We start from the raw sequence: 21,578 nt of genomic DNA on the forward strand, positions 1-21,578 counted from the left end.
TCCGGTCCCGCAGACCGCAGTTTGGAGTCAGACAGCCGCATTCCCCGCCAAAACGCAGAACAACGGTTGGGCAGGCGCATCAACTGCTGCTCTTGCCGGTCAGGCCACCCAGTAGGCCTGTGACTTGATGGATTTCCGCGGAATCCCGAAGTCCTCCCGCAGCACCTTGACGACCGAGCGCGTGGTTCTGCTGTCGCAGGCCACCCACCCGAAATGCTCACCCCCGTCGCACGCCGCCGACCGCACCGCCTCCAGCAGCGCCCCGCCATTGCGGTCCACCCAGGTGACATCGGCCTCGCGCGCCACCGGCAGGCGCTTGTCGTCGTCGCAGCCGGCCTCCAGGAACACTTGTGCGGGAGCATCGCCGATCGCCGCGAGCAGCGAGTTGATCGCGGGCAGTGAGGCGCAGTCGCCGACGATGATGTACCCGGCCGGGCGCGGCTCGGGGACGGCGAACTTACTGCCCATCACCGTCGCCTCGATGGTGTCGCCGGGCTGGGCGGCCCGTGCCCAGTGGGATGCGATGCCGTCGTGCAACGCGAACTCGATGTCGAAGGTGTCGGCGTCCGGGTTCGGATTGACCAGCGTGTAGCCGCGCTGGTGCGATTTGTCGCCGTCGGCGAACCACAACCGAATCCACATCGTCGGGTGCACCTCGTGGGCGGCGAGCAACCCGCCCCCCTCGAAGCTCAATCGGTGGTAGTGGTCGCTGATTGCTTCCCGACCAGTCACAGTGAGCCGATAGTCCCCCGCTCGCAGCAGCTTCAGCACCGCCCCGGCAAAGCCTCGAGACGTCTTGTGTTCGCTCAACTGTCCTGACCCTTCGTCACCATCTCGTCCAACTTAGGTTAGGGTAACCATTCCAGTCGGATCGAACCCGGGTGAGACGAACCGGGGTCTAGGCAGAGCCGGCACCTCCGGAACCACCGGAGCCGCCGGCGCCGCCGGAACCTCCCGTGGAGTTGCCGACCCCGGTCGGGGCGTCGCCGGTCTTGCCGGCAACCCCGTCACCGCCACCAGCGCCGGATTTACCACTGGAACCGCTTCCGCCGATTCCGCCGGTACCACCGGTGCCGCCGTTGCCGCCGAATCCGCCCAGGTTGCCACCGGTTCCGTTGCCGCCGGTACCACCGGTGCCGCCGGTACCACCCTGGCCGCCGGTACCGCCGGTGCCTGCCGTGTTCGCTCCGCCCGCACCGCCGGCACCGCCCTTACCGCCGTGACCGGCGTTCGCGGCGGCTCCGCCGCTGGCCGCGCCGGCCGCCCCGGCCCCGCCGGCGCCGCCCTGGCCTCCGGTGCCGCCGACGCCGGCGGTGTGGCCGGCGGTGACCGTGGCACCACCCACCCCGCCGCCGCCACCCTGGCCGCCGGCTCCGCCGACGCCCGCGGTCCCTCCGGAACCGCCGGTGCCCACGGCGCCGCCTGCGCCACCGACGCCACCGTTTCCGCCGGACCCGCCCGCGCCCGCGTTGTTGCTGCCGTCATCAGCGAAGCCGGCACCGCCGCCACCGCCCTGGCCGCCGACCCCGCCGATTCCGCCCTTGCCGTTGGTGGCACCGACGACCGCGGTACCCCCGGTGCCGCCGGCGCCGCCCTGCCCGCCGACGCCGCCAGCCGACCCCGCCCCGCCGGTCGCCCCGACGGCGCCGATTCCACCGGCACCTCCGGCGCCACCGGCACCGCCTGCGCCCGCGGTGTTGCCGGTCGTGGTGGTCGCGCCACCCTGGCCGCCGACGCCGCCCTTGCCGCCGGCCCCTGCCGTCCCCGCGCTACCCCCCGAACCGCCCGTTCCCGCCGCACCACCGTCGCCGCCGACCCCGCCGGCGCCGCCGGTTCCACCGGAGCCCGCATTGTTGGTGCCGCCGTCAGCTGAACCGGCACCACCGGAACCACCCTGACCGCCGGTACCCCCGACGCCGCCTTTGCCGTTGGTAGCCCCGGTCACCGCGGCACCACCGGAACCGCCGGCGCCGCCCTGCCCACCGACACCACCGGCCGAGCCCGGAGCACCGCTCGCGCCCATGGCCCCCGCACCACCGGCACCCCCCTGCCCACCGACACCGGCGGTGTGCCCGACGGTCGCCGTGGCCCCACCGACGCCACCGATCCCGCCCTTGCCGCCGGCCCCCGCCGCGCCCGCGCTGCCACCGGAGCCGCCGCTGCCCAGCGCGCCACCGGCACCGCCGACGCCCCCGGTTCCACCGGTTCCGCCCGCGCCCGCGTTGTTGCTGCCGTCATCAGCGAAGCCGGCCCCACCGGCACCACCCTGACCGCCGGCGCCGCCGATGCCACCGTTGCCCCGGGTGGCGCCGGTCACCGCACCACCCCCGGTACCGCCGGTGCCGCCCTGCCCGCCGACACCGCCTGCAGATCCGGCCCCGCTGGCCGAGCCCACCGCGCCGACGCCGCCGGCGCCACCCTGGCCGCCGTCGCCGCCGGCACCCGAGGTGTTACCAGCGGTGGTCGTGGCTCCACCCACGCCACCGTTACCGCCCAGGCCACCGGCCCCGGCCGCCCCCGCGATACCGCCGGAGCCGCCGGTTCCCGCCACACCGCCCACGCCGCCGGCACCGCCGGCGCCGCCGGTTCCGCCGGAGCCCGCATTGTTGGTGCCGCCGTCAGCTGAACCGGCACCACCGGTACCACCCTGACCGCCGGTACCCCCGACGCCGCCCTTGCCGTTGGTAGCCCCGGCCACCGCAGTACCACCGGAACCGCCGGCGCCGCCCTGCCCACCGACACCACCGGTCGAGCCCGGAGCACCGCTTGCACCCACGGCTCCGGCGCCACCGGCACCACCCTGCCCACCGACACCGGCGGTATGTCCGACGGACGCCGTGGCCCCACCGACGCCACCGACGCCGCCCTTGCCGCCGGCCCCCGCCGCGCCCACGGTGCCACCGGAACCGCCGCTGCCGACCGCACCACCGGCACCGCCGACACCGCCGGTTCCACCGGTTCCGCCCGCGCCGGCGTTGTCGCTGCCGTCATCGGCAAACCCGGCACCGCCGGAACCACCCTGGCCGCCGGCTCCTGCGGCGCCGCCGCTGCCGTTCGTGGCACCGGCCACCGCACCGCCGCCGGCGCCACCGGTGCCGCCCTGCCCACCGACTCCGCCGGTAGACCCGACGCCGCCGGCCGTACCCGTCGCTCCCGTCGCGCCCTGACCGCCGGCCCCGCCGGCGCCACCGGCACCAGCGGTGTGCCCCGTGGTGGTTGTCGCACCACCCACGCCGCCTCCGCCGCCCTTGCCTCCTGCGCCCGCGGTGCCGGCGCCGCCCCCGGCACCGCCGCTCCCCGCTGCACCGCCCACGCCGCCGGCACCACCGGTCCCGCCGGTTGCGCCCGCGCCCGCATTGTTGCTGCCGTCATCGGCGAATCCCGCACCGCCGACACCGCCCTGACCACCGGCACCCCCGGCGCCGCCGACGCCGTTCGTTGCGCCTCCCACCGCACCACCACCGGTGCCGCCTGCCCCGCCCTGCCCCCCGACTCCGCCAGCGGCCGCCGCGCCTCCGACGACGCCGGCGGCCCCGGTCCCGCCGTTGCCGCCCTGGCCGCCGGCACCGCCCGCACCGCCCGCCTTGCCCGCGGTGGCCGACGCGCCGCCCCCTCCGCCATTACCACCGGCACCGCCGGCGCCGCCGACGCCCGCGGTGCTTGCGGTGCCGCCGCTGCCCATCGCGCCGCCGACACCACCCACACCGCCGTTACCACCGGCGCCGCCGGCGGTCGGGGCGTTGACCCCGTCGTCAGCAAACCCGGTGCCGCCCTGACCGCCGGCGCCGCCGGTACCGCCCACGCCCCCGGCGCCGGCCGTGCCACCGGCACCCGAGTTTCCGCCGGCCCCGCCCTGACCACCGGCCGCGCCGTTGCCGCCGGTGCCGCCGTTCAGGCCTGCGGTCGTGCTGTTCTGCCCCTGCAGGCCGGCGCCGCCGGTACCACCGGCACCACCCTTGCCGCCCGTGCCATAACCGCCGTCCACGCCCGCCGCGCCGCCAGTACCGGCCTTGCCGCCGGCACCCGCGGCACCGCCTGCGCCGCCGGTGCCGCCCGCCGTGGCCGCGTTCACTCCGTTATCAGCAAACCCGGTGCCGCCCTGGCCACCCGCACCGCCGGTACCGCCGACTCCCCCGGCGCCGGCCGTGCCGCCGGTACCCGAACCACCACCGGCGCCCCCGTGACCGCCGGCACCACCATTGCCGCCGGTGCCGCCGTTGACGCCAGCGGTCGTGCTCGTCTGACCCTGCAGGCCGGCGCCGCCGGTCCCGCCACCACCACCCTTGCCGCCTGTCCCGTAGGTGCCGTCGACACCCGCCGCGCCACCACTACCGGCCTTACCGCCGGCTCCCGCGGCACCACCCTGGCCGCCGTCCCCACCGGCCGTCGCCGCGTCGACACCGTTGTCAGCAAACCCGGTACCACCCTGGCCACCCGCACCCCCGGTGCCGCCCACACCGCCGCCGCCAGCCGTGCCACCGGTACCCGAACCACCGCCGGCGCCCCCATGACCGCCGGCACCACCATTGCCGCCGGTGCCACCGCTGAGGCCCGCGGTCGTGCTGGTCTGCCCCAGCAGACCGGCGCCCCCGGTACCACCGGCGCCACCCTTACCGCCCGTGCCGTAACCGCCGTCCACACCCGCCGCGCCACCGGTACCGGCCTTCCCGCCGGCACCCGCGGCACCACCAGTACCCCCGTCACCACCGGCGGTCGCGGCGTTGGTCCCGTCATCAGCAAACCCGGTACCGCCCTGGCCACCGGCCCCACCGGTACCGCCCACACCTCCGGCGCCGGCCGTGCCACCGGTACCCGAACCACCACCGGCGCCCCCGTGACCACCGGCGCCACCGTTCCCGCCGGTACCACCGTCGAGACCCGGCGTCGTACTGGTCTGCCCCAGCAGACCGGCACCGCCGGTACCACCGGCGCCACCCTGACCGCCCGTGCCGTAACCGCCGTCCACACCCGCCGCGCCACCAGTACCGGCCTTCCCGCCGGCACCCGCGGCACCACCTGTACCCCCGTCACCACCGGCGGTCGCGGCGTTGGTCCCGTCGTCAGCAAACCCGGTACCGCCCTGGCCACCGGCCCCACCGGTACCGCCGACACCCCCGGCGCCGGCCGTTCCACCGGCAGCGGAATTGCCGCCCGCACCGCCCTGACCACCGGCTGCCCCGTTGCCGCCGGTGCCGCCATCGAGGCCCGCCGTGGTACTGGTCTGACCCTGCAGGCCGGCGCCGCCGGTGCCACCGGCACCACCCCTGCCGCCCGTGCCGTAACCGCCGGCGAGACCACCGCCGCCGCTACCCGCACCGCCGCCGGCACCCGCGGCACCACCAGTGCCGCCGGTGCCGCCGACCGTGGCGGCGTTCAAACCGTCATCAGCAAACCCGGTGCCACCCTGGCCACCGGCCCCACCGGTACCGCCGACACCGCCACTGCCACTGGCGCCGCCGGCGATGGCGGCGCCCCCGACACCACCCTGGCCACCCGCGCCACCGTCTCCACCCAGACCACCGTTGAGGCCGGCCGTCGTACTCGTCAGCCCCAGCGCGCCGGCGCCGCCGGTGCCGCCCTGGCCACCCTGTCCGCTCGCGCCACTCGCCCCGGCGGCGCCGAACAACCCGCCGGCTCCGCCGGCACCCGCTATGCCTCCGCTTCCGCCGGTGCCACCGGTTCCGCCGGTACCCGCGTTGCCCACACCGACACCGCCGGTGCCGCCCTGGCCGCCTTGGCCTCCGGCGCCGCCGGCGCCTCCGGTTCCCCCGATCAGCGACTGAACCGCGCCCCCGAGCCCACCGGCTCCGCCAGTGCCACCGTGACCTCCGATTGCGCCGCCCGGACCCGTTGCGCCGATGCCACCCGCGCCGCCGGCTCCGCCGTCACCCGCGGAACCACCGATCAGTGCGGAAACCGCTCCACCCGAACCGCCGGACCCGCCGTCGAAACCGCCGGCCGCGCCGGCCCCGCCGGCACCGCCTGCCCCACCGCTGCCGTAGATCACCCCGCTGTTTCCGCCGGCACCGCCCGCACCACCGGCACCGGTGACGCCCGCGCCACCGGCGCCGCCGCCACCGCCGTTGCCGAAGAATCCTGCGGACCCACCGACACCCCCGGCAGCGCCGGCACCACCAACGCCCCCGGTGCCCCTGCGCCGTAGAAGAACGAACCCGCACCGCCGCGGCCCCCGACCGCGCCGGCGCCCCCGATGCCGCCGTTCCCACCGGTGCCGAACAAGAAGGCGGCCGAGCCCCCGTCACCGCCTGCCGCTCCGGTACCACCGGCGCCGCCGGCGCCCCCACTGCCGAAGAAGATTCCAGCCGCGCCGCCGGTACCTCCGGCCTGGCCGGGGGCTCCGGAACCGCCGTTGCCTCCGTTGCCGAACAAGATTCCACCGGCACCGCCGGCTTGCCCGGTACCGGCTGCCCCGTTGGTGCCGTCGCCGATCAGCGGGCGGTTCAACAGGAACCTGGTCGGGGCGTTGATCACCAGCAGAATGTCGTCGAACACCGTTTGCAGTGGGTTGACACTGGCCGCCTCGGCCGCCCAGTAGGCGTTGCCCGCACCGGTCAGGGCCTGCACGAATTCGTTGTGGAATGCCGACATCTGCGAGCTGACCAGCTCATAGTCTTGGGCGAAACCGCCGAACAGCCGCGCTATCGACTCCGACACCTCGTCGGCCGCCGCGGGCAACACCTGGGTGGTTGCGGCGGCTGCCGCCGCGTTGGCCTGGCTGATCGTCGCGCCGAGCCCGGCCAGGTCCGCGGACGCCGCCGCAAAGGCCTCAGGCACAGCGATCAAGTAGAAGGACATCCGGGCTCCCCTGGCGTTCGACGGCACCAACAGCTCACGATCGTTGCAGAACTCTACGCGTGTCTGATACGGGGCTTAGCCGGAACACGAAAGACCATGAAAACGCCAAGATTTCGCTGCGGCAGACCTATCGAACCCGGGTGAACCGGTGTAGCAGCCAGGCGAACGGGATGGTCACTACGACAGTGGCGACGAACAGGTTGAGCATGGGGCCGGTGTACACGTGCGCCCGGACGATGTACACCATCGCGAATTCCATTGTCATGAAGTGGATCAGGAAGATTTCGTAGGAGATCTCACCGAGCCACACCATCGGCCGGCTGGCCAGCACACGCGAGTACCAGCCGTGGTCACCCAGGGCCAGCGGCGCCACCGCCAGCGTGGCGATCACCGCGTAGAACCCCGTCTTCCACAGCGCTTCGGGCAGCGATGCCGGCGACGTGGTGGGCGCGCCCGCAATCGGAGTGGAGACGATGAAGTAGCAGATCACCGCCAGCGGGATGGCTACGAACGCATAGCAGCGAGCCTCCATCTGCTGCAGCACGGTCAGCATCATGCCGCCCAGGAACCAGGCCAGATACGTGGGCAGCCACAACCGTGCGCCGTCGGGGAAGAAACGGTCGATGTGCACCAGTACCAGCCAGCCCGGGCTGACCAGGGTCAGCGCCGCGAGCGCGGCGAGCACCAACTTCGGCTGCCACCGTCGCCGGCTGAGCAGCACCAGCAGCAGGTAGGCGAGCAGCGGCAGCGTCACGTAGAAGGCCGCCTCGACCGCCAGGCTCCACATCTGGGTCAGGCCCTGGTGCAGGTACTTTCCGAGGTATCCGTCGGTGTAAATCTGTGTCAGGGTGAGGTTTCGGATCAGACCCAGCCACGTGTGCCCGGGATTGGGCCCCGCCTCGCGGTAGTGGTAGAGCACATACGCGATCAGCACGGTGACGACGTAGGCGGGCATGATGCGGCGCACCCGGTTACGCGCGTAGCGCCTCAGCGATGGCCACGGGCTGCCGGTCGCTGCGGATTTGACCCACGGGCGAAACAGCAGATATCCGGACAGCACGAAGAAGATCGGCACGCCGATCTCCAAACGGGCGCCGACCAGCCCCCAGTATCCGTGCGTGTATTTCCCGGTGGTGTAAGCCGCGTGGGTGCCGACCACCAGCAGTGCGGCGACAGCACGAACGCCGGTCAGCGAGGCAACCCGGTCGACGCCCGCGGTCTGCTCGAGGCCGCCTTGGGCGTCCTCGGCCTCCGACACCGTCATACGTCACGCTTCCGGCTCGGCTTTCCTTTGCCGGCGGATTGCCGCGGGGTCCGGGCTTTATCGGAGCGCCGGTCCGGTCGCAGGTTGATCAGCACGCCCGAGATCCGGGTCTGTTCAAGCTTTTTCAGCGTGGCCCGGGGCAGCTTCGCCGGAAGTTCGACCATCGAGAAGTCCGGCCCGATGGCGATATGACCGAAATCGCTGCGGTGCAGTCCACCCTCGTTGGCGATGGCGCCGACGATCGCGCCCGGGCCGATTCGGTGCCGCTTGCCCACGTCGATGCGGTAGGTCGTGAAAGGCTTTGTCTGCCTTGGCCTTTCGGGCCGATCCTGCCGGCTGCGTTGCTCCCGGCGCTCCGGCGGGGGTTCCGGCGCCATCAGGAACTCCTCACCGTCGCGCGACTGCAACGCCAGCGCCGCCGCGATGTCGGCCATCGGGACGTCGTGTTCGCGTTCGTAGTCCTCCACCAGCCGGCGGAACAGTTCGATGCCGGGGCTGCCCAGCGCATCGGTGATCGAGTCGGCGAACTTGGCGACCCGCTGGGCGTTGACGTCCTCGACGGAAGGCAGCTCGGCCTCGGTCAGCGTCTGGCGCGTGGCCTTTTCGATCGCTTTGAGCAGGTGCCGCTCGCGCGGTGAGACGAACAGCAGCGCGGTGCCCGACCGTCCGGCCCGTCCGGTGCGGCCGATGCGGTGCACATAGGACTCGGTGTCGTGCGGGATGTCGTAGTTGAGCACGTGCGAGATGCGCTCCACGTCCAGCCCGCGGGCGGCGACGTCGGTGGCCACCAGGATGTCGATCCCTTTCAGGCCGCCTTCTTTGAGGGCCGCGATCGTTCTCTCGCGCTGGCCCTGCGGGATGTCGCCGTTGATGGCCGCGGCGGAAAAGCCACGCGCGCGCAGCCTTTCGGCCACCTCCTCGGTGGCCTGTTTGGTGCGCACGAAGACGATCATCGCCTCGAACGGCTCGACCTCGAGCACCCGCGTCAGCGCGTCCATCTTGCGCGGGCCCGCCACCTGGATGTAGCGCTGCGAAATGTTCTCGGCAGTCGCCGTTTTCGCTTTGGCGGTGACTTCCAGCGGGTCGTGCAGATACTTGGCGGTGAGCTTGCGGATGGCCGGCGGCATGGTCGCCGAGAAGAGAGCAACCTGCTTGTATTCCGGTGTTTCGGACAGGATGCGGTCGACTTCTTCGGCGAAGCCCATCGTGAGCATCTCATCGGCCTCGTCGAGCACCAGGTAATCCACGCGCGACAGATCCAGCGTCCCGCGTTCCAGGTGGTCGATGACGCGCCCCGGGGTGCCGACCACAACCTGGGCGCCGCGCTTGAGCCCGGCCAGCTGCACCGCGTACGACGACCCGCCGTAGATCGGCAGCACGGTGAGGTGCCGCTGCGCGCCGTATCGGCTGAACGCCTCGGCCACCTGCAGGGCCAGCTCCCGGGTCGGCGCGAGCACCAACGCCTGGGTCGCCTTGCTGGTGGTGTCGATCTTGGACAGGATCGGCAGCGCGAACGCCGCCGTCTTGCCGGTGCCGGTCTGCGCCAGGCCCACCACGTCGGACCCGGCCATCAGCGCGGGAATCGTCGCCGCCTGGATACCCGTCGGAGATTCGTAGCCCACGGCAGCGATCGCGCGCACCACATCGGGGTGAATCTGCAGGTCGGCGAACGTCGTCACGGGCGTTTCGGGGGAGTTTTCCGGGTTTTCCATCAGGAGATGAAGTCTAGAGCGTGCGGTCCGGGCGGCCATGCCTGCCGCACCCGTGAGCCGGGTGACGGTACGGTGCCCGGTGTGTGGACCCTCCCCTTCCGTGCCGGGCCGCTGACGGTCGTGGCCGCCGTTGCGGCGGTGACGCTGACCGCGTGCGGCTCCGGGGACTCGACGGTCGCCAAAACGCCGCAGGCCACCAAACCCACCTCGGCCGCGATGACGGCAGGGCCCGCCGGCCCGCCGCCCGGCACGGCAGCCCCACCCAGTACCAGTGAGGCGCCGGCGGATCCGTGCGCGGTCAATCTCAGCTCGCCCACGATCGCCAAAGTCGTCTCGGAGCTGCCCCGCGACCCGCGCAGTCAACAGCCCTGGAATCCAGAACCGCTGGGCGGCAACTACAACGAGTGCGCGCAGCTGTCCGCGGTGATCATCAAAGCCAACACCAACGGCGACAGTCCGACCACCCGGGCGGTGCTGTTCCACCTCGGCAAGTTCATCCCGCAAGGCGTGCCGGACACCTACGGATTCAACGGCGTTGACGCGGCGCAGAGCACCGGTGACACCGTCGCGTTGACCTACGCCAGCGCGGTCGGTCTGCCGGCCACGGTGAAGTTCCGCTGGAATGGCAGTGGAGTGGAGATCATCGGCAACTCGTCGGGTCGCTGAGCATCAGGACCTACGGGATGTTGGGGGCGTCGGAGCCAGGTGTCCCGATGGAGCCGTCGGCGCCGCCGGTCCCTCCGGGCCCGCCCGCGTCGGCGACATAGACGCCGCCGGGAGTGTTCGTCGGGGTGGACTCGCCGCCGAGTCCGCCGATGCCCCCGGTGCCGGGGTGCAGGGTGTCGACATAGGTGCCACCGTTGCCGCCGGCACCGCCGTCGCCTCCCTGGGCGGTGGTGTCGGTAGAGGTGCCACCGCTGTCGGCGTAGACCTTGCCCCAACCGCCGTGGCCACCGTCGCCTCCCCTGGCCAAGCCATTGTTGAGGCCACCGTCACCGCCGTCACCGCCGATCGCGGTGCCATTGACAACCTGACCGGTGGGGTCAGCGGCATCGACATTGACCGACGTCCATCCGTCACCACCGTCGCCACCGTTTCCGCCATATCCGATGCCACCGTCACCGGCAGTCGCAGTACCGCTGACGATCGTGTTGTCCACACCGGTCACCTGGCCCCCGCCGCCGCGGCCGCCGGTTGCACCGGCGGTGGTAGCCGCGCCACCGTCGCCGCCGAAGGCGGTGCCGTCAGCCACTCCGCTACCGGTGGACAGCACCACCGCGTAGTTGCCGTTGCCGCCGTGGCCGCCGCCGCTGGCGTTACCACCATCGCCGCCATATGCGGACCCGGTTGCGTGACCACCGGATTGGCCGGTGTACCCGGCCTGGATCTCACCGGAGCTGCCGTTGCCGCCGATGCTGCCGGCGCCGGTGCCAGTACCCCCGGCGCCGCCCTTTCCGAGGCCGTCGGCGTAACCGTCGATGTAGGCGTTGGTATCGCCGATGCCGCCGTTGCCACCGACGCCGCCGTTGAGACCGTCACCGCCCGCGCCGCCGGTACCTATGCCGCTGGCGTGGCCGTTGGCACCCCACGCGTAGATGGCACCCTCCCCACCGGCACCGCCGGTGCCGCCGACAGTCGCATTGCCGCCGTCTCCGCCGTGGCCTGTGCCGCTGGCGCTGCTCCCCGGCGCGATGGCCTGTACGTCACCGTATCCGCCACTTCCCCCGGTGCCACCGGTGTCGCCGGCGCCGCCGTCGCCGCCGATCGCATGGCCGCCGGCCACGACACCGCCCTGTTCGGCCACGACGTCGGCGGCGCCGCCACCGCCTCCGGTGCCGCCGCCGGTGCCGAGCCCGGCGTTGCCGCCCACAGCCGTGCTACCGGCGACGCTGCTACCGACACCATCGGCGGTGATGCTGGCGTTACCACCCATCGCGGTCGTGCTGTTCTGCCCACCGGTGGCCCCGCTTGCCGAGATGGTGCCCCCGTTGGTGGCGCTCACCGTCGCCGCCGTCCCGATCTGCCCGCCCACCGCGTCACCGCCGGCAGCAGTGCTGTCGAGGACCGTGCCATTGACCGCCAGCACCTGACCCGTCCCACCGGAAACAGCGGACGTGGAATCACCACCGGTAGCGGTACTGCCGGTGATCACCCCACCGCTACCGGCATCACCGAACGTCCCGGAGAACACATAACCCTGACCACCCAAAGCACCCACACCGCTGCTCGAGTCACCACCGACACCCCCAGTGGCGACACTGTCGGTGGCGATGCTGCCCGTCGCATTGGCCACGATCCTGCCCTGACCCCCCGACCCACCGGTGCCACCGGAAGTCCCCGCACCACCATTGCCGCCGGTCGCCGTCCCACTGGCCTGACTGTTCTGACCGAACGCCTGCACATTGCCGATCGTGCCGTTACCACCGTGACTGCCCACACCGGTACCAGTGCCACCATCGCCACTTTGACCCGTACCGCCGGCATAAGCACCGGCATTGAAGGCACCTACCTGACCGCTACTGCCGTTGCCACCGACACCACCGAGCACACCGGCACCACCGTCCCCGCCTAAGCCACTGCCGTCGGCCACCGCACCGATACCACCGGCGACCACACTTCCGATACCGCCGTTACCGCCATGGCCACCACCGCTCGCATCACCACCGGCACCGCCGGTGCCAAACCCGCTGGCCGCCCCACCATCACCGCCAATACCCGGCCGCACAAAGCCACCCTGGATATTGCCGCTACCACCGTTGCCACCCACACTGCCCACACCATCGGCATCGCCACCCTGGCCACCCAGGCCCTCACCCGACGCGCTGCCACCAGCACCACCCTGCAAACCAGCACTGACCTCCGAAGCACCACCATGACCACCCACACCACCATTGACCCCGCCACCACCGGCACCACCAGTCGCGGTCGCATCCAACACCGACCCACCCAGGTCGGCCACCATATTGGCGTCACCACCCGCACCGCCGGTGCCGCCGCTGACACCGCCAGCGCCGCCGGCGCCACCGTGAGCACCGCTGTTGGCGGACACGATGCTGCCCGCGCCGTCTGCCGATACCGTGCCTGCACCGCCGGTACCACCGACTCCGCCCGTGGCGGCGGTGGTACCAGCCCCACCGACCCCACCTTGACCGCCATGTGCCGTGCCGAGGACGCTGCCGCCGTTGGTTTGCTGGACGAGGGCGCCGCCGCCTCCGCCGCCACCACCGCCGCCGTAGCCGGCCTGCGTGACAGTGCCCGCAGCTCCTGTCCCACCGGTCCCGCCGGCACCCTCGGTCGCACCGACCCCGAGGGCGAAGCCGTCGCCGCCTGCGCCGCCTTTGCCGCCGGCGCCGAACGCGCCGCCGTCGGTTCCGATACCACCCATTCCTCCGGTGCCGCCCGCGCCACCAGCCTGCGCGACGCCGCCGACGACACCGTTCCCGGCGCCGCCCCTGCCACCGACACCACCCGTGCCGCCGGCACCGCCGCCGGTGCCATTGATGCCGTGACCACCCGTCCCGCCGGTGCCACCAATACCACCAGCGGTACCGCCGCCGGGTAAGGCCGCGAGCTGACCAGCACCCCCAGCCCCGCCCGTGCCGCCGGTACCGCCCACACCCGCACCGCCGGCAGCGCCGTCGGTTCCGAAGAAGGCCGCAGACCCCCCTGCTCCGCCGACACCTGCGTCACCACCAGCCCCGGCGTGCCCACCGGTACCGCCGGCCATGCCGATCCCGGCGCCACCGGTACCGCCGGCGCCGCCCATGCCGCCACTGCCTCCTGCGCCGCCGGCTCCTGCAGCGGACATCAGGCCCCAGCTACTACCGCCGGCACCGCCAGTACCGCCAATCCCCCCAGCGCCGCCGGCTTCCCCGGTAGCGCCGGCGAGCGTCGCATCGGCGCCGGTGTAACCGGTACCGCCGGTCCCTCCGCCGCCGCCCTGTCCTGCCGCCCAACCGAACGGCGCTCTGCTGGTACCACCGACACCCCCGGTACCGCCGGCACCGCCGGCGAATGTGGGTCCGCCGACGCCGCCGACGCCGCCCGCACCGCCGGCACCGCCGAGGCCGCCCAACCAGCCGCCGGCGCCACCGTGACCACCGACGCCACCGGCCGCACCCGCGGCACCTACCCCGCCGGCCCCGCCCGCACCGCCATTGCCGAACAGACCGGCATCACCGCCGGCACCACCCGCGCCGCCGCCGGCCGTCCCGGACCCGCCGCTACCCCCATTGCCCCAGAGGATCCCGCCTGCTCCACCCGCCTGGCCGGTCCCAGCCGCGCCGTTGGCGCCGTCACCGATCAAAGGCCGACCCAAAAAAGCATTGGTGGGTGCATTGATAAGCCCCAGGATGTTCTGCTCCAGCGTCTGCAGCGGCGTAGCGGCAGCGGCATCTGCGGCGCCATACATCAACCCGCCCGAGGTCAAGGCGCGCACGAACTGGTCGTGGTAGGCCGCAACTTGGGAACCTAACGCCTGATATTCCAGGCCATGACCGCCGAATAACGCGGCAATCGCCGCGGAGATCTCGTCCTCAGCAGCGGCCATCAGCTCGGTCGTGGCGCCGGCAGCGGCGGCATTGGCTGCGCGGATTGACGATCCCAAACCGGCCAAATTCGTGGACGCCGCAGCCAGCTCAGCCGGAACAACCAACACAAAAGACGACATCGGAGGCCCCCTAGGTAACCGACGGGGGAATCCCCGAATCCCCCACTAGATTCGGGAACATTACGCGCCGCATTTTCCTTTTCCAACGAATTTATACAAACTTGACTGAATCAATTTTGGAGCGCCAAATCCGTTCGGCCGCAATGTAGTTACATCTCCGCGCGCACAGGAAATTCACGCTTCCGAAAATTAGCTGGGCAAATATTTAAGCTGACTTAAATTAATAGTTAAGCAGGATTAATAGTCACCTAGGACATCACACTATTTTTGCCATAGGCCAACGGCAGACAACATCCTCGATCCCGGCCGTCGACGACCCGCGGCAGGACACCGCACAACGAGAGAGGCCCGCCGAAGCGGGCCTCTCACGTCTCTCTCCTTCCAGCCTTTCCAGCAGGTCATTCCGGGGTCTACGGGAGATTCGCGCCGTTCGGAGCAACGATGATCGTTCCATCCAGGTTCTGGTGGACGGTGGCGTCGATGTTCGCCGCACCACCGGCCCCGCCGAGGACACCGGTGCCGTTGCCGCCGTGGCCACCGGTGGCGATGGTGTTGTTCGCTGACGGGAATGGAGCGGTCCCGGCAGGGAGCGTCGCCGAGATGTGGCCGAGACCGCCCGTGCCGCCAGTGCCGCCGACGTTGATGCCACTGCCGCCGGCACCGCCGGTCGCCGCTGCACCGGAGGCGGAGGTGTTGTCACCCAGCGCGAAGATCTTGCCGTCTCCGCCGGTACCGCCTCCGCTGGCGGCGCCACCGTCACCACCCGTCGGGTGTGGGACGACGGTGACAGTGCCCCGGCGAAATGGCCCACCCAACCGAGAATTTCGTTTCGCGGATATTTGCGCTCAATTAAAAATGAATTAATTAACGCGCCGGGAAATTCCTCAACGCTTCGACCGCGGGGCGGCCGGTTGCTATGACTGGCGGGCCCCTGCCGCCGTCGCACTGTCACACCCCTCGCCTACCGTTGCACCTGTGTTCGTCTCGGCCGGCACCATCGTCTACAGCGCATCGGATCTCGCGTCCGCGGCGCGGTGCGAGTACGCCCTGCTGCGCGATTTCGACGCCAAACTCGGGCGCGGCCCCGCCGTGGCGGTGGAGGACGAATTGCTGGCCCGCACGGCGGTTCTCGGCGGCGACCACGAGCGCCGCCGGCTGGACCGGCTGCGCGCTCAGTTCGGCGACGAGGTCGCCGTCATCGGCCGGCCCGCCTACACTCACGCCGGCCTGACGGCGGCAGCCGAAGCAACCAGGCGCGCCATCGCCGCCGGCGCCCCCGTCATCTATCAGGCAGCCATGTTCGACGGCCGGTTCGTCGGTTTCGCCGACTTCCTTGTCCGCGACGGCGAGCGGTATCGCGTCACCGACACCAAGCTGACCCGGTCGCCCAAAGTGACCGCGCTGTTGCAGCTGGCGGCATACGCCGACGCGCTCAGCACGGCGGATGTCGCGATAGCCCCTGAGGCCGAACTGGAACTCGGCGACGGCACGGTGGTCCGCTATCGCCTGAGTGACCTGATTCCGGTCTACCGGACGCAGCGCGCACAGCTGCAGCAGCTGCTGGACGAACATCACGCCACCGGTCGCGCGGTGCGCTGGGCGGACTCCGGAGTGCAGGCCTGCTTCCGCTGCCCCCTGTGCACCGAACAGCTGCGCGCCGTCGACGACCTGCTATTGGTCGCCGGCATGCGAGTCACTCAGCGTGAGAAGCTTATTGACGCCGGCATCACCACCATCGGCGAGCTGGCCGACCGCGATCGACCCGTCCCGGGACTGAGCCCGCAAGCTCTCGGCACGCTGACCGCTCAGGCCAAAATGCAGATGCGGCAACGCGATAGCGGTACCGCGCAGTTCGAGGTGGCCGACCCGCAGCCGCTGGCACTGTTGCCGGAACCGAACCCGGGCGACCTCTTCTTCGACTTCGAAGGCGACCCGCTGTGGACCGCCGACGGCAACCAGTGGGGATTGGAGTACCTGTTCGGCGTCCTGGAAGCGGGGCCGGCCGGCACGTTCCGTCCGCTGTGGGCGCACGACCGCATCGGCGAGCGCGCGGCGCTGAAGCAGTTCCTGGCGCTGGTGGCCAAACGCCGCAAGCGCTATCCCGACATGCACATCTACCACTACGCGGCCTATGAGAAGACGGCGTTACTGCGCCTGGCCGGCCGCTACGGTGTCGGCGAGGACGAGGTCGACGACCTGTTGCGCAACGGGGTACTCGTGGACCTGTATCCCTTGGTACGCAAGAGCATTCGGGTCGGCGCCGAAAGCCTCAGCCTGAAGGCCCTGGAGCCGCTCTACATGGGCTCCCAGTTGCGTTCGGGTGATGTCACCACCGCTACCGACTCGATCACCTCCTATGCGCGGTACTGCGAACTGGTAGCCGGCGGCCGCGCGGACGAGGCGGCGACGGTGCTCAAGGAGATCGAGGAGTACAACCACTACGACTGCCTGTCCACCCGCAAGCTCCGGGACTGGTTGTTGATGCTGGCCTGGGAATCGGGCGTCACCCCGATCGGCGTGCAGCCGGTCACCGAGCGGGACACCATCAAAGACCACGACCAGCTGGCGGTGACATTGGCGAAGTTCACCGGTGACGCCGCTGCCGACGACCGCACGCCTGAGCAGACGGCGGTCGCCCTGATCGCCGCCGCGCGGGGATACCACCAGCGCGAGGACAAGCCGTTCTGGTGGTCGCACTTCGACCGGCTGAACTACCCGCTCGACGAATGGTCGGACAATACAGACGTTTTCGTCGTCGAGGCCGTCTCCGTGGTCGCCGACTGGCACATACCGTCGCGGGCCCGCAAGCCACAGCGCCGGCTGCAGCTGCAGGGCGAGCTGGCCCGGGGTGATCTGAATCCAGAGATGTTCGCGCTCTACGAACCGCCGGCTCCGGCAGGCATGGCTGAGGATCCCGACCGCCGGGGCGCCGGGCGCGCCCAGGTCATCGGTGTGGACGACCCCAGCCTGCCCGCCACAGTGACGATCCTGGAACGAACGGGCAAGGACGGCAACACCTTCGACCAGGTTCCCGTCGCCTTGACACCCGGACCGCCGGTGAAGACGACAGCGATGCGCGAGTCCATCGCGTCGACCGCGCACGCCGTCGCCACCGCACTGCCCGCCCTGCCCCGCACGGCCCTGACCGACCTGCTGCTGCGGCGCAGGCCACGCACGCGTGGGGCCGGCGCTCTGCCGCGCAGCGGCGACTCGGTCGCCGACATCACCGCCGCGACGCTGAGCCTCGAGTCGTCCTACCTGGCGGTGCACGGGCCACCCGGTACCGGCAAGACACACACCGCCGCCCGGGTGATCAAGACCCTGGTCACCGAACACCATTGGCGCGTCGGCGTGGTCGCGCAGTCACACGCTGCGGTGGAGAACGTGCTGGACTGTGCAATCGACGCCGGCCTGGATCCGGCTCTCGTCGCCAAGAAGGCGACCCGCGGCGCGCGGTGGCAGGAGATCGACGCCAGCCAATATCGCGCTTTCATCGCCGACCATGCGGGCTGCGTAATCGGCGGCACCGCATGGGATTTCGCCAATGCGCAGCGGGTAGAGCCGGGCTGCCTGGACCTGCTGGTGATCGACGAGGCGGGCCAGTTCTGCCTGGCCAACACCATCGCCGTCGCGCCGTCGGCCACCAACCTGTTACTGCTCGGCGATCCGCAGCAACTGCCGCAGGTCAGTCAGGGCACTCACCCGGAGAAAGTGGATATCTCCGCGCTGGAATGGCTCGTCGACGGACAGCAGACGCTGCCCGACGAGCGCGGGTACTTCCTGGACCTGTCCTACCGCATGCATCCGGATGTGTGCGCCGCGGTCTCGGCGTTGTCCTACGAAGGCCGGCTGCGATCGCACGCCGAACGCACCACCGCGCGACGCCTGGCCGACTACGAGCCCGGCGTGCACGTATTTCCTGTTCGCCACCAAGGCAATTCGATCGACAGCCCGCAGGAGGCGGCCGCCATCGTGGCCGAGATAAGGCGCATGCTAGGCCGCCCGTGGACCGACGAGCACGGCACGCGGCCGCTGGCCGCCGCGGATGTGCTGGTGCTGGCGCCGTACAACGCCCAGGTGACCCTGATCCGTCACCAGCTCTCGGAGGCCGGTCTGCCGGGGGTCCGGGTCGGCACCGTCGACAAATTTCAGGGCGGGCAGGCACCGGTCGTCTTCATCTCCATGACGGCGTCCTCGATTGACGAGGTACCGCGCGGCATCTCATTCCTGCTCAACCGCAACCGGCTCAACGTGGCGATCAGCCGGGCGCAGTACGCGGCGGTGATCGTGCGATCGGAGTTGCTGACGCAGTACCTGCCCGCAACCCCGGCCGGCCTGGTGGACCTGGGCGCGTTCCTGGCGCTCACCAGCGGGCGGTGACCGTCAGATTCGGCCGGCGACCGGGTCGTCGGGATCGGACTGGGGCGAATACTCGGCCCCCGGGCGCACACGAACCCGGGAAGCGCCGTTGCGGCGGGGCACTGCGACCAGCGGTTGGGTGTTGACGTCGTAGGCAGAGTCCGGCTCCCGGCGAAGGATGTATTCGACGTAACCGTCGTCGTCGTCCAGGTCGTCGTCCGACTCGTCGGCCAGCGCGTAGCCGGCCAGGTCGTCCACTTCGCGCCGGCTCAGAGCCGAACTCACCGCGCCGACCAGGAACAGCGACGCGACGATCCCGAACAGAGCGATGAACGCAGGCAACAGCATCGACTGTGACATCGCAGCCGAAAAGGGCTCCCGCACGAAAGAGGGCAGCTGCAGGGCCGCCTCCTCTCCGTTCGATACACCCGCGCCCCCCGGCATCTCGGCGTTGATCCGCCACGTCATGAACGCGGCCATGCCCGCGCTGCCCAGCACCGCGCCCAGCTGCCTGGTCGCGTTGTAGACGCCTGAGCCGGCGCCGGCCTGCTCGATCGGCAGATTTCGGGTGGCGGTGGCGGCCAGCGGTGACCAGACGAACGCCATGCCCACCCCGATACCGACAAACGGCAACACCAGCCGCCAGACCGGGGTGCCCGGCTCCAGCTCCATCGCGAGCCACGTCATCGAGATCGCCAGCGCCGAAAACCCGAAACCCAGCACCGGCACCGGGTGCACCCTGTCGATGATGAGCCCGACGAGCGGCGCGAGCAGGCCGCTGCTGATCGCCACCGGCGCGATCAGCAGGGCAGAGCGCGTCGGAGACAAGCCGCACACCGACTGGGCGTAGAAGGTGAGCGGCAGCATCATCGCGGTCGTCGCGAACGAGATGATGGCCACTCCGATGTTGCACAGGCTGAAGTCCCGGTCGGCGAACATGTTCAGCGGCACCAGCGGTGCCCGCCGGTTGACCGACTGCCAGTAGATGAATGCCGTCATGAACCCGACGCCGGCGACCAGCACTGCCCAGATCCACGGCTTCCAGTCCGCCGATTCACCTTCCTGCAGCCCGAACACCAGCAGGAACATCCCCACGCCGGACAGCGCGACGCCGATCAGGTCGAAGCGCTGCGTGCGGAAGGGCAGGACCGGAATCAGCCAGATCGCCAGCGCCAGCGCGACCACGCCGACCGGCACATTGACGAAGAAGATCCACTGCCAGCCCAGGCCGTCGACCAGCGTCCCCCCGGCCAGCGGGCCGACCAGGCTGGCGACACCGGCCGTGGCCCCCCACATGCTCATCGCGGAGCCGCGGTGGTTCGCCGGGAAAATCCGGGTCAGCATCGACAGCGTCTGCGGGGTGAGCAGCCCGGCCCCCACCCCCTGCACCACGCGGGCCGCGATCAACATCGCCGCACTGCCGGAAAGTCCGCACCACACCGATGCGAAGGTGAAGACCACCAGGCCGATCACATAGAGGTTCTTGGGGCCGTACCGGTCGCCCAGTCGGCCGGCGACCAGCAACACCACCGCGTAGCCCAGCAGGTAGGCGCTGGTCACCCAGACCACCGTGGCGTATCCGATATGCAGCGCGGTCATGATCGTCGGATTGGCCACCGCGACGATCGTCGAGTCGAGCATGATCATGAAGAAGCCGAGCATCATCGCCCACAGCGCCGCCCAGGGGCTTCCGGAAAGGCTGTCCCCGGCCACCCGGCTCGTCGCCGTGCTCATCAATCGCACCTCGTTTCGGCTCCCGCATCGGGTCACGCGAAGTCCAGCCCGCATTATTCCCGCTGCGTTACCCGCCATGCTCTCCGGCCACGGCGGAGCAGGGCCGACGGCAGGATTATGTGAAGCTTTTCTGCCCGGCACTCATCTTGCGGGACGCGCGTTAGCCTGAAGAGACGCCGTCCCGAAGAGAGGCACTATGAGCGCTCGACGAAACAAGTCGGTACCGGACCAGCAGGCAGCCGAAAACGGAGGTTCCGGAGGCCGGCCGAAGGCATCCAGCAGGGCATTGGCCCAGATCATCGAACGCAGTTCGCGCATCCAGGGCCCGGCCGCCGAGGCGTATGTGGCACGTCTGCGCCGTGCGCACCCGGGCGCCAGCCCGGCCGAGATCGTGACCAAGCTGGAGAAGCGCTTCGTGGCCGCGGTGACGGCCAGCGGCGCGGCGGTGGGTGCCGCCGCGACGTTGCCCGGAATCGGCACCATCGCCGCGCTGTCGGCAGCGGCCGGCGAGACCGCGGTGTTCCTGGAAGCCACCGCGCTGCTGGTGCTGGCGCTGGCCACGGTGTACGGCATCCCTCTCGACCATCGGGAGCGGCGCCGCGCCCTGGTGCTGGCCGTGCTGGTCGGCGACAACAGCAAGGCCGCCGTGGCACAGGTGATCGGCGGCGGGCGGACCAGCGGGGGCTGGGTGTCGGAGAGCATGGCCTCGCTGCCGCTGCCGGCCGTATCGAAGCTGAACAACAGCCTGCTCAAGCGCTTCGTCAAGCGGTTCGCGCTCAAGCGGGGCGCCCTGATGTTCGGCAAGCTGCTGCCCGTCGGCATCGGAGCGATCATCGGCGCCATCGGCAACCGGATGGTGGGCAAGAAGCTGGTCCGCAATTCACGCTCGGCCTTCGGCCCGGCGCCGGAGCGGTGGCCCGTCACCCTGCATGTGCTGCCGCCCGTCCGGGATGCCAGCTGAACCGGATGCCGGCTAAAGCGCTTGGTCTCTCTCGCGGATCGCGGGCAAAGCGCTAGCCTTTAT

11 protein-coding genes are annotated in these 21,578 nt (G+C 71.0%); 3 read left to right on the forward strand and 8 right to left on the reverse strand.

Features of this window, described 5'->3' with window-relative positions; genetic code table 11:
* Positions 1 to 99: 99 nt before the first annotated feature.
* From QXK92_RS22460 to QXK92_RS22475, 5 genes are all read right to left on the reverse strand, one after another.
* On the reverse strand, positions 100 to 810 hold the full coding sequence (locus QXK92_RS22460; RefSeq protein WP_306245345.1) for a siderophore-interacting protein: 711 nt from the start codon (positions 808 to 810) through the stop codon (positions 100 to 102).
* Between the two features lie 88 nt (positions 811 to 898).
* Entirely contained in the window at positions 899 to 6,007 is a 5,109-nt protein-coding gene (locus tag QXK92_RS22465; RefSeq protein WP_371934580.1) for a PE family protein, read from the reverse strand.
* Positions 6,004 to 6,816, reverse strand: a complete 813-nt coding sequence (locus tag QXK92_RS34140) for a PE family protein (RefSeq protein WP_371934581.1) — start codon at positions 6,814 to 6,816, stop codon at positions 6,004 to 6,006. Before QXK92_RS34140 ends, QXK92_RS22465 begins: the two co-directional genes overlap by 4 nt.
* Before the next feature lie 127 nt (positions 6,817 to 6,943).
* A complete protein-coding gene (locus tag QXK92_RS22470) occupies positions 6,944 to 8,080 on the reverse strand; it encodes an acyltransferase (RefSeq protein WP_306245347.1) in 1,137 nt (378 codons plus the stop codon).
* Positions 8,077 to 9,792, reverse strand: a complete 1,716-nt coding sequence (locus QXK92_RS22475) for a DEAD/DEAH box helicase (RefSeq protein ID WP_306245349.1) — start codon at positions 9,790 to 9,792, stop codon at positions 8,077 to 8,079. The genes QXK92_RS22470 and QXK92_RS22475 overlap by 4 nt, the downstream gene beginning before the upstream one ends.
* A gap of 72 nt (positions 9,793 to 9,864) precedes the next feature.
* Here QXK92_RS22475 and QXK92_RS22480 point away from each other — a divergent pair, with 72 nt between their 5' ends.
* Positions 9,865 to 10,458, forward strand: coding sequence for an LppP/LprE family lipoprotein (locus QXK92_RS22480; RefSeq protein WP_306246416.1), 594 nt, complete (start codon positions 9,865 to 9,867; stop codon positions 10,456 to 10,458).
* Positions 10,459 to 10,468: 10 nt separating this feature from the next.
* Here the strand turns inward: QXK92_RS22480 and QXK92_RS22485 are convergent, their stop codons facing one another.
* Complete coding sequence (locus QXK92_RS22485; protein ID WP_306245352.1) at positions 10,469 to 14,461, reverse strand: PE family protein; 3,993 nt, start codon at positions 14,459 to 14,461, stop codon at positions 10,469 to 10,471.
* Positions 14,462 to 14,871: 410 nt separating this feature from the next.
* The gene (locus tag QXK92_RS22490) at positions 14,872 to 15,276 is read right to left on the reverse strand and encodes a hypothetical protein (RefSeq protein ID WP_306245354.1); all 405 of its coding nucleotides are present in this window, start codon (positions 15,274 to 15,276) and stop codon (positions 14,872 to 14,874) included.
* 160 nt (positions 15,277 to 15,436) lie between these two features.
* Between QXK92_RS22490 and QXK92_RS22495 the strand changes: the two genes are divergently transcribed.
* Positions 15,437 to 18,841, forward strand: coding sequence for a TM0106 family RecB-like putative nuclease (locus QXK92_RS22495; RefSeq protein ID WP_306245355.1), 3,405 nt, complete (start codon positions 15,437 to 15,439; stop codon positions 18,839 to 18,841).
* Between the two features lie 3 nt (positions 18,842 to 18,844).
* Here the strand turns inward: QXK92_RS22495 and QXK92_RS22500 are convergent, their stop codons facing one another.
* Positions 18,845 to 20,554, reverse strand: coding sequence for an MFS transporter (locus QXK92_RS22500; protein ID WP_306245357.1), 1,710 nt, complete (start codon positions 20,552 to 20,554; stop codon positions 18,845 to 18,847).
* Positions 20,555 to 20,750: 196 nt separating this feature from the next.
* Here QXK92_RS22500 and QXK92_RS22505 point away from each other — a divergent pair, with 196 nt between their 5' ends.
* On the forward strand, positions 20,751 to 21,515 hold the full coding sequence (locus QXK92_RS22505; protein ID WP_306245359.1) for a hypothetical protein: 765 nt from the start codon (positions 20,751 to 20,753) through the stop codon (positions 21,513 to 21,515).
* Positions 21,516 to 21,578 lie beyond the last annotated feature (63 nt).

This window comes from Mycobacterium sp. TY815 (genome assembly GCF_030755135.1).
In the GTDB taxonomy this organism is placed as follows: Bacteria; Actinomycetota; Actinomycetes; order Mycobacteriales; family Mycobacteriaceae; genus Mycobacterium.

Coding starts and splice junctions, on each gene's coding strand:
- QXK92_RS22485 (WP_306245352.1), bottom strand. CDS start 14,461: ATGTCGTCTTTTGTGTTGGTTGTTCCGGCTGAGCTGGCTGCGGCGTCC.
- QXK92_RS22500 (WP_306245357.1), bottom strand. CDS start 20,554: ATGAGCACGGCGACGAGCCGGGTGGCCGGGGACAGCCTTTCCGGAAGC.
- QXK92_RS22505 (WP_306245359.1), top strand. CDS start 20,751: ATGAGCGCTCGACGAAACAAGTCGGTACCGGACCAGCAGGCAGCCGAA.
- QXK92_RS34140 (WP_371934581.1), bottom strand. CDS start 6,816: ATGTCCTTCTACTTGATCGCTGTGCCTGAGGCCTTTGCGGCGGCGTCC.
- QXK92_RS22470 (WP_306245347.1), bottom strand. CDS start 8,080: ATGACGGTGTCGGAGGCCGAGGACGCCCAAGGCGGCCTCGAGCAGACC.
- QXK92_RS22475 (WP_306245349.1), bottom strand. CDS start 9,792: ATGGAAAACCCGGAAAACTCCCCCGAAACGCCCGTGACGACGTTCGCC.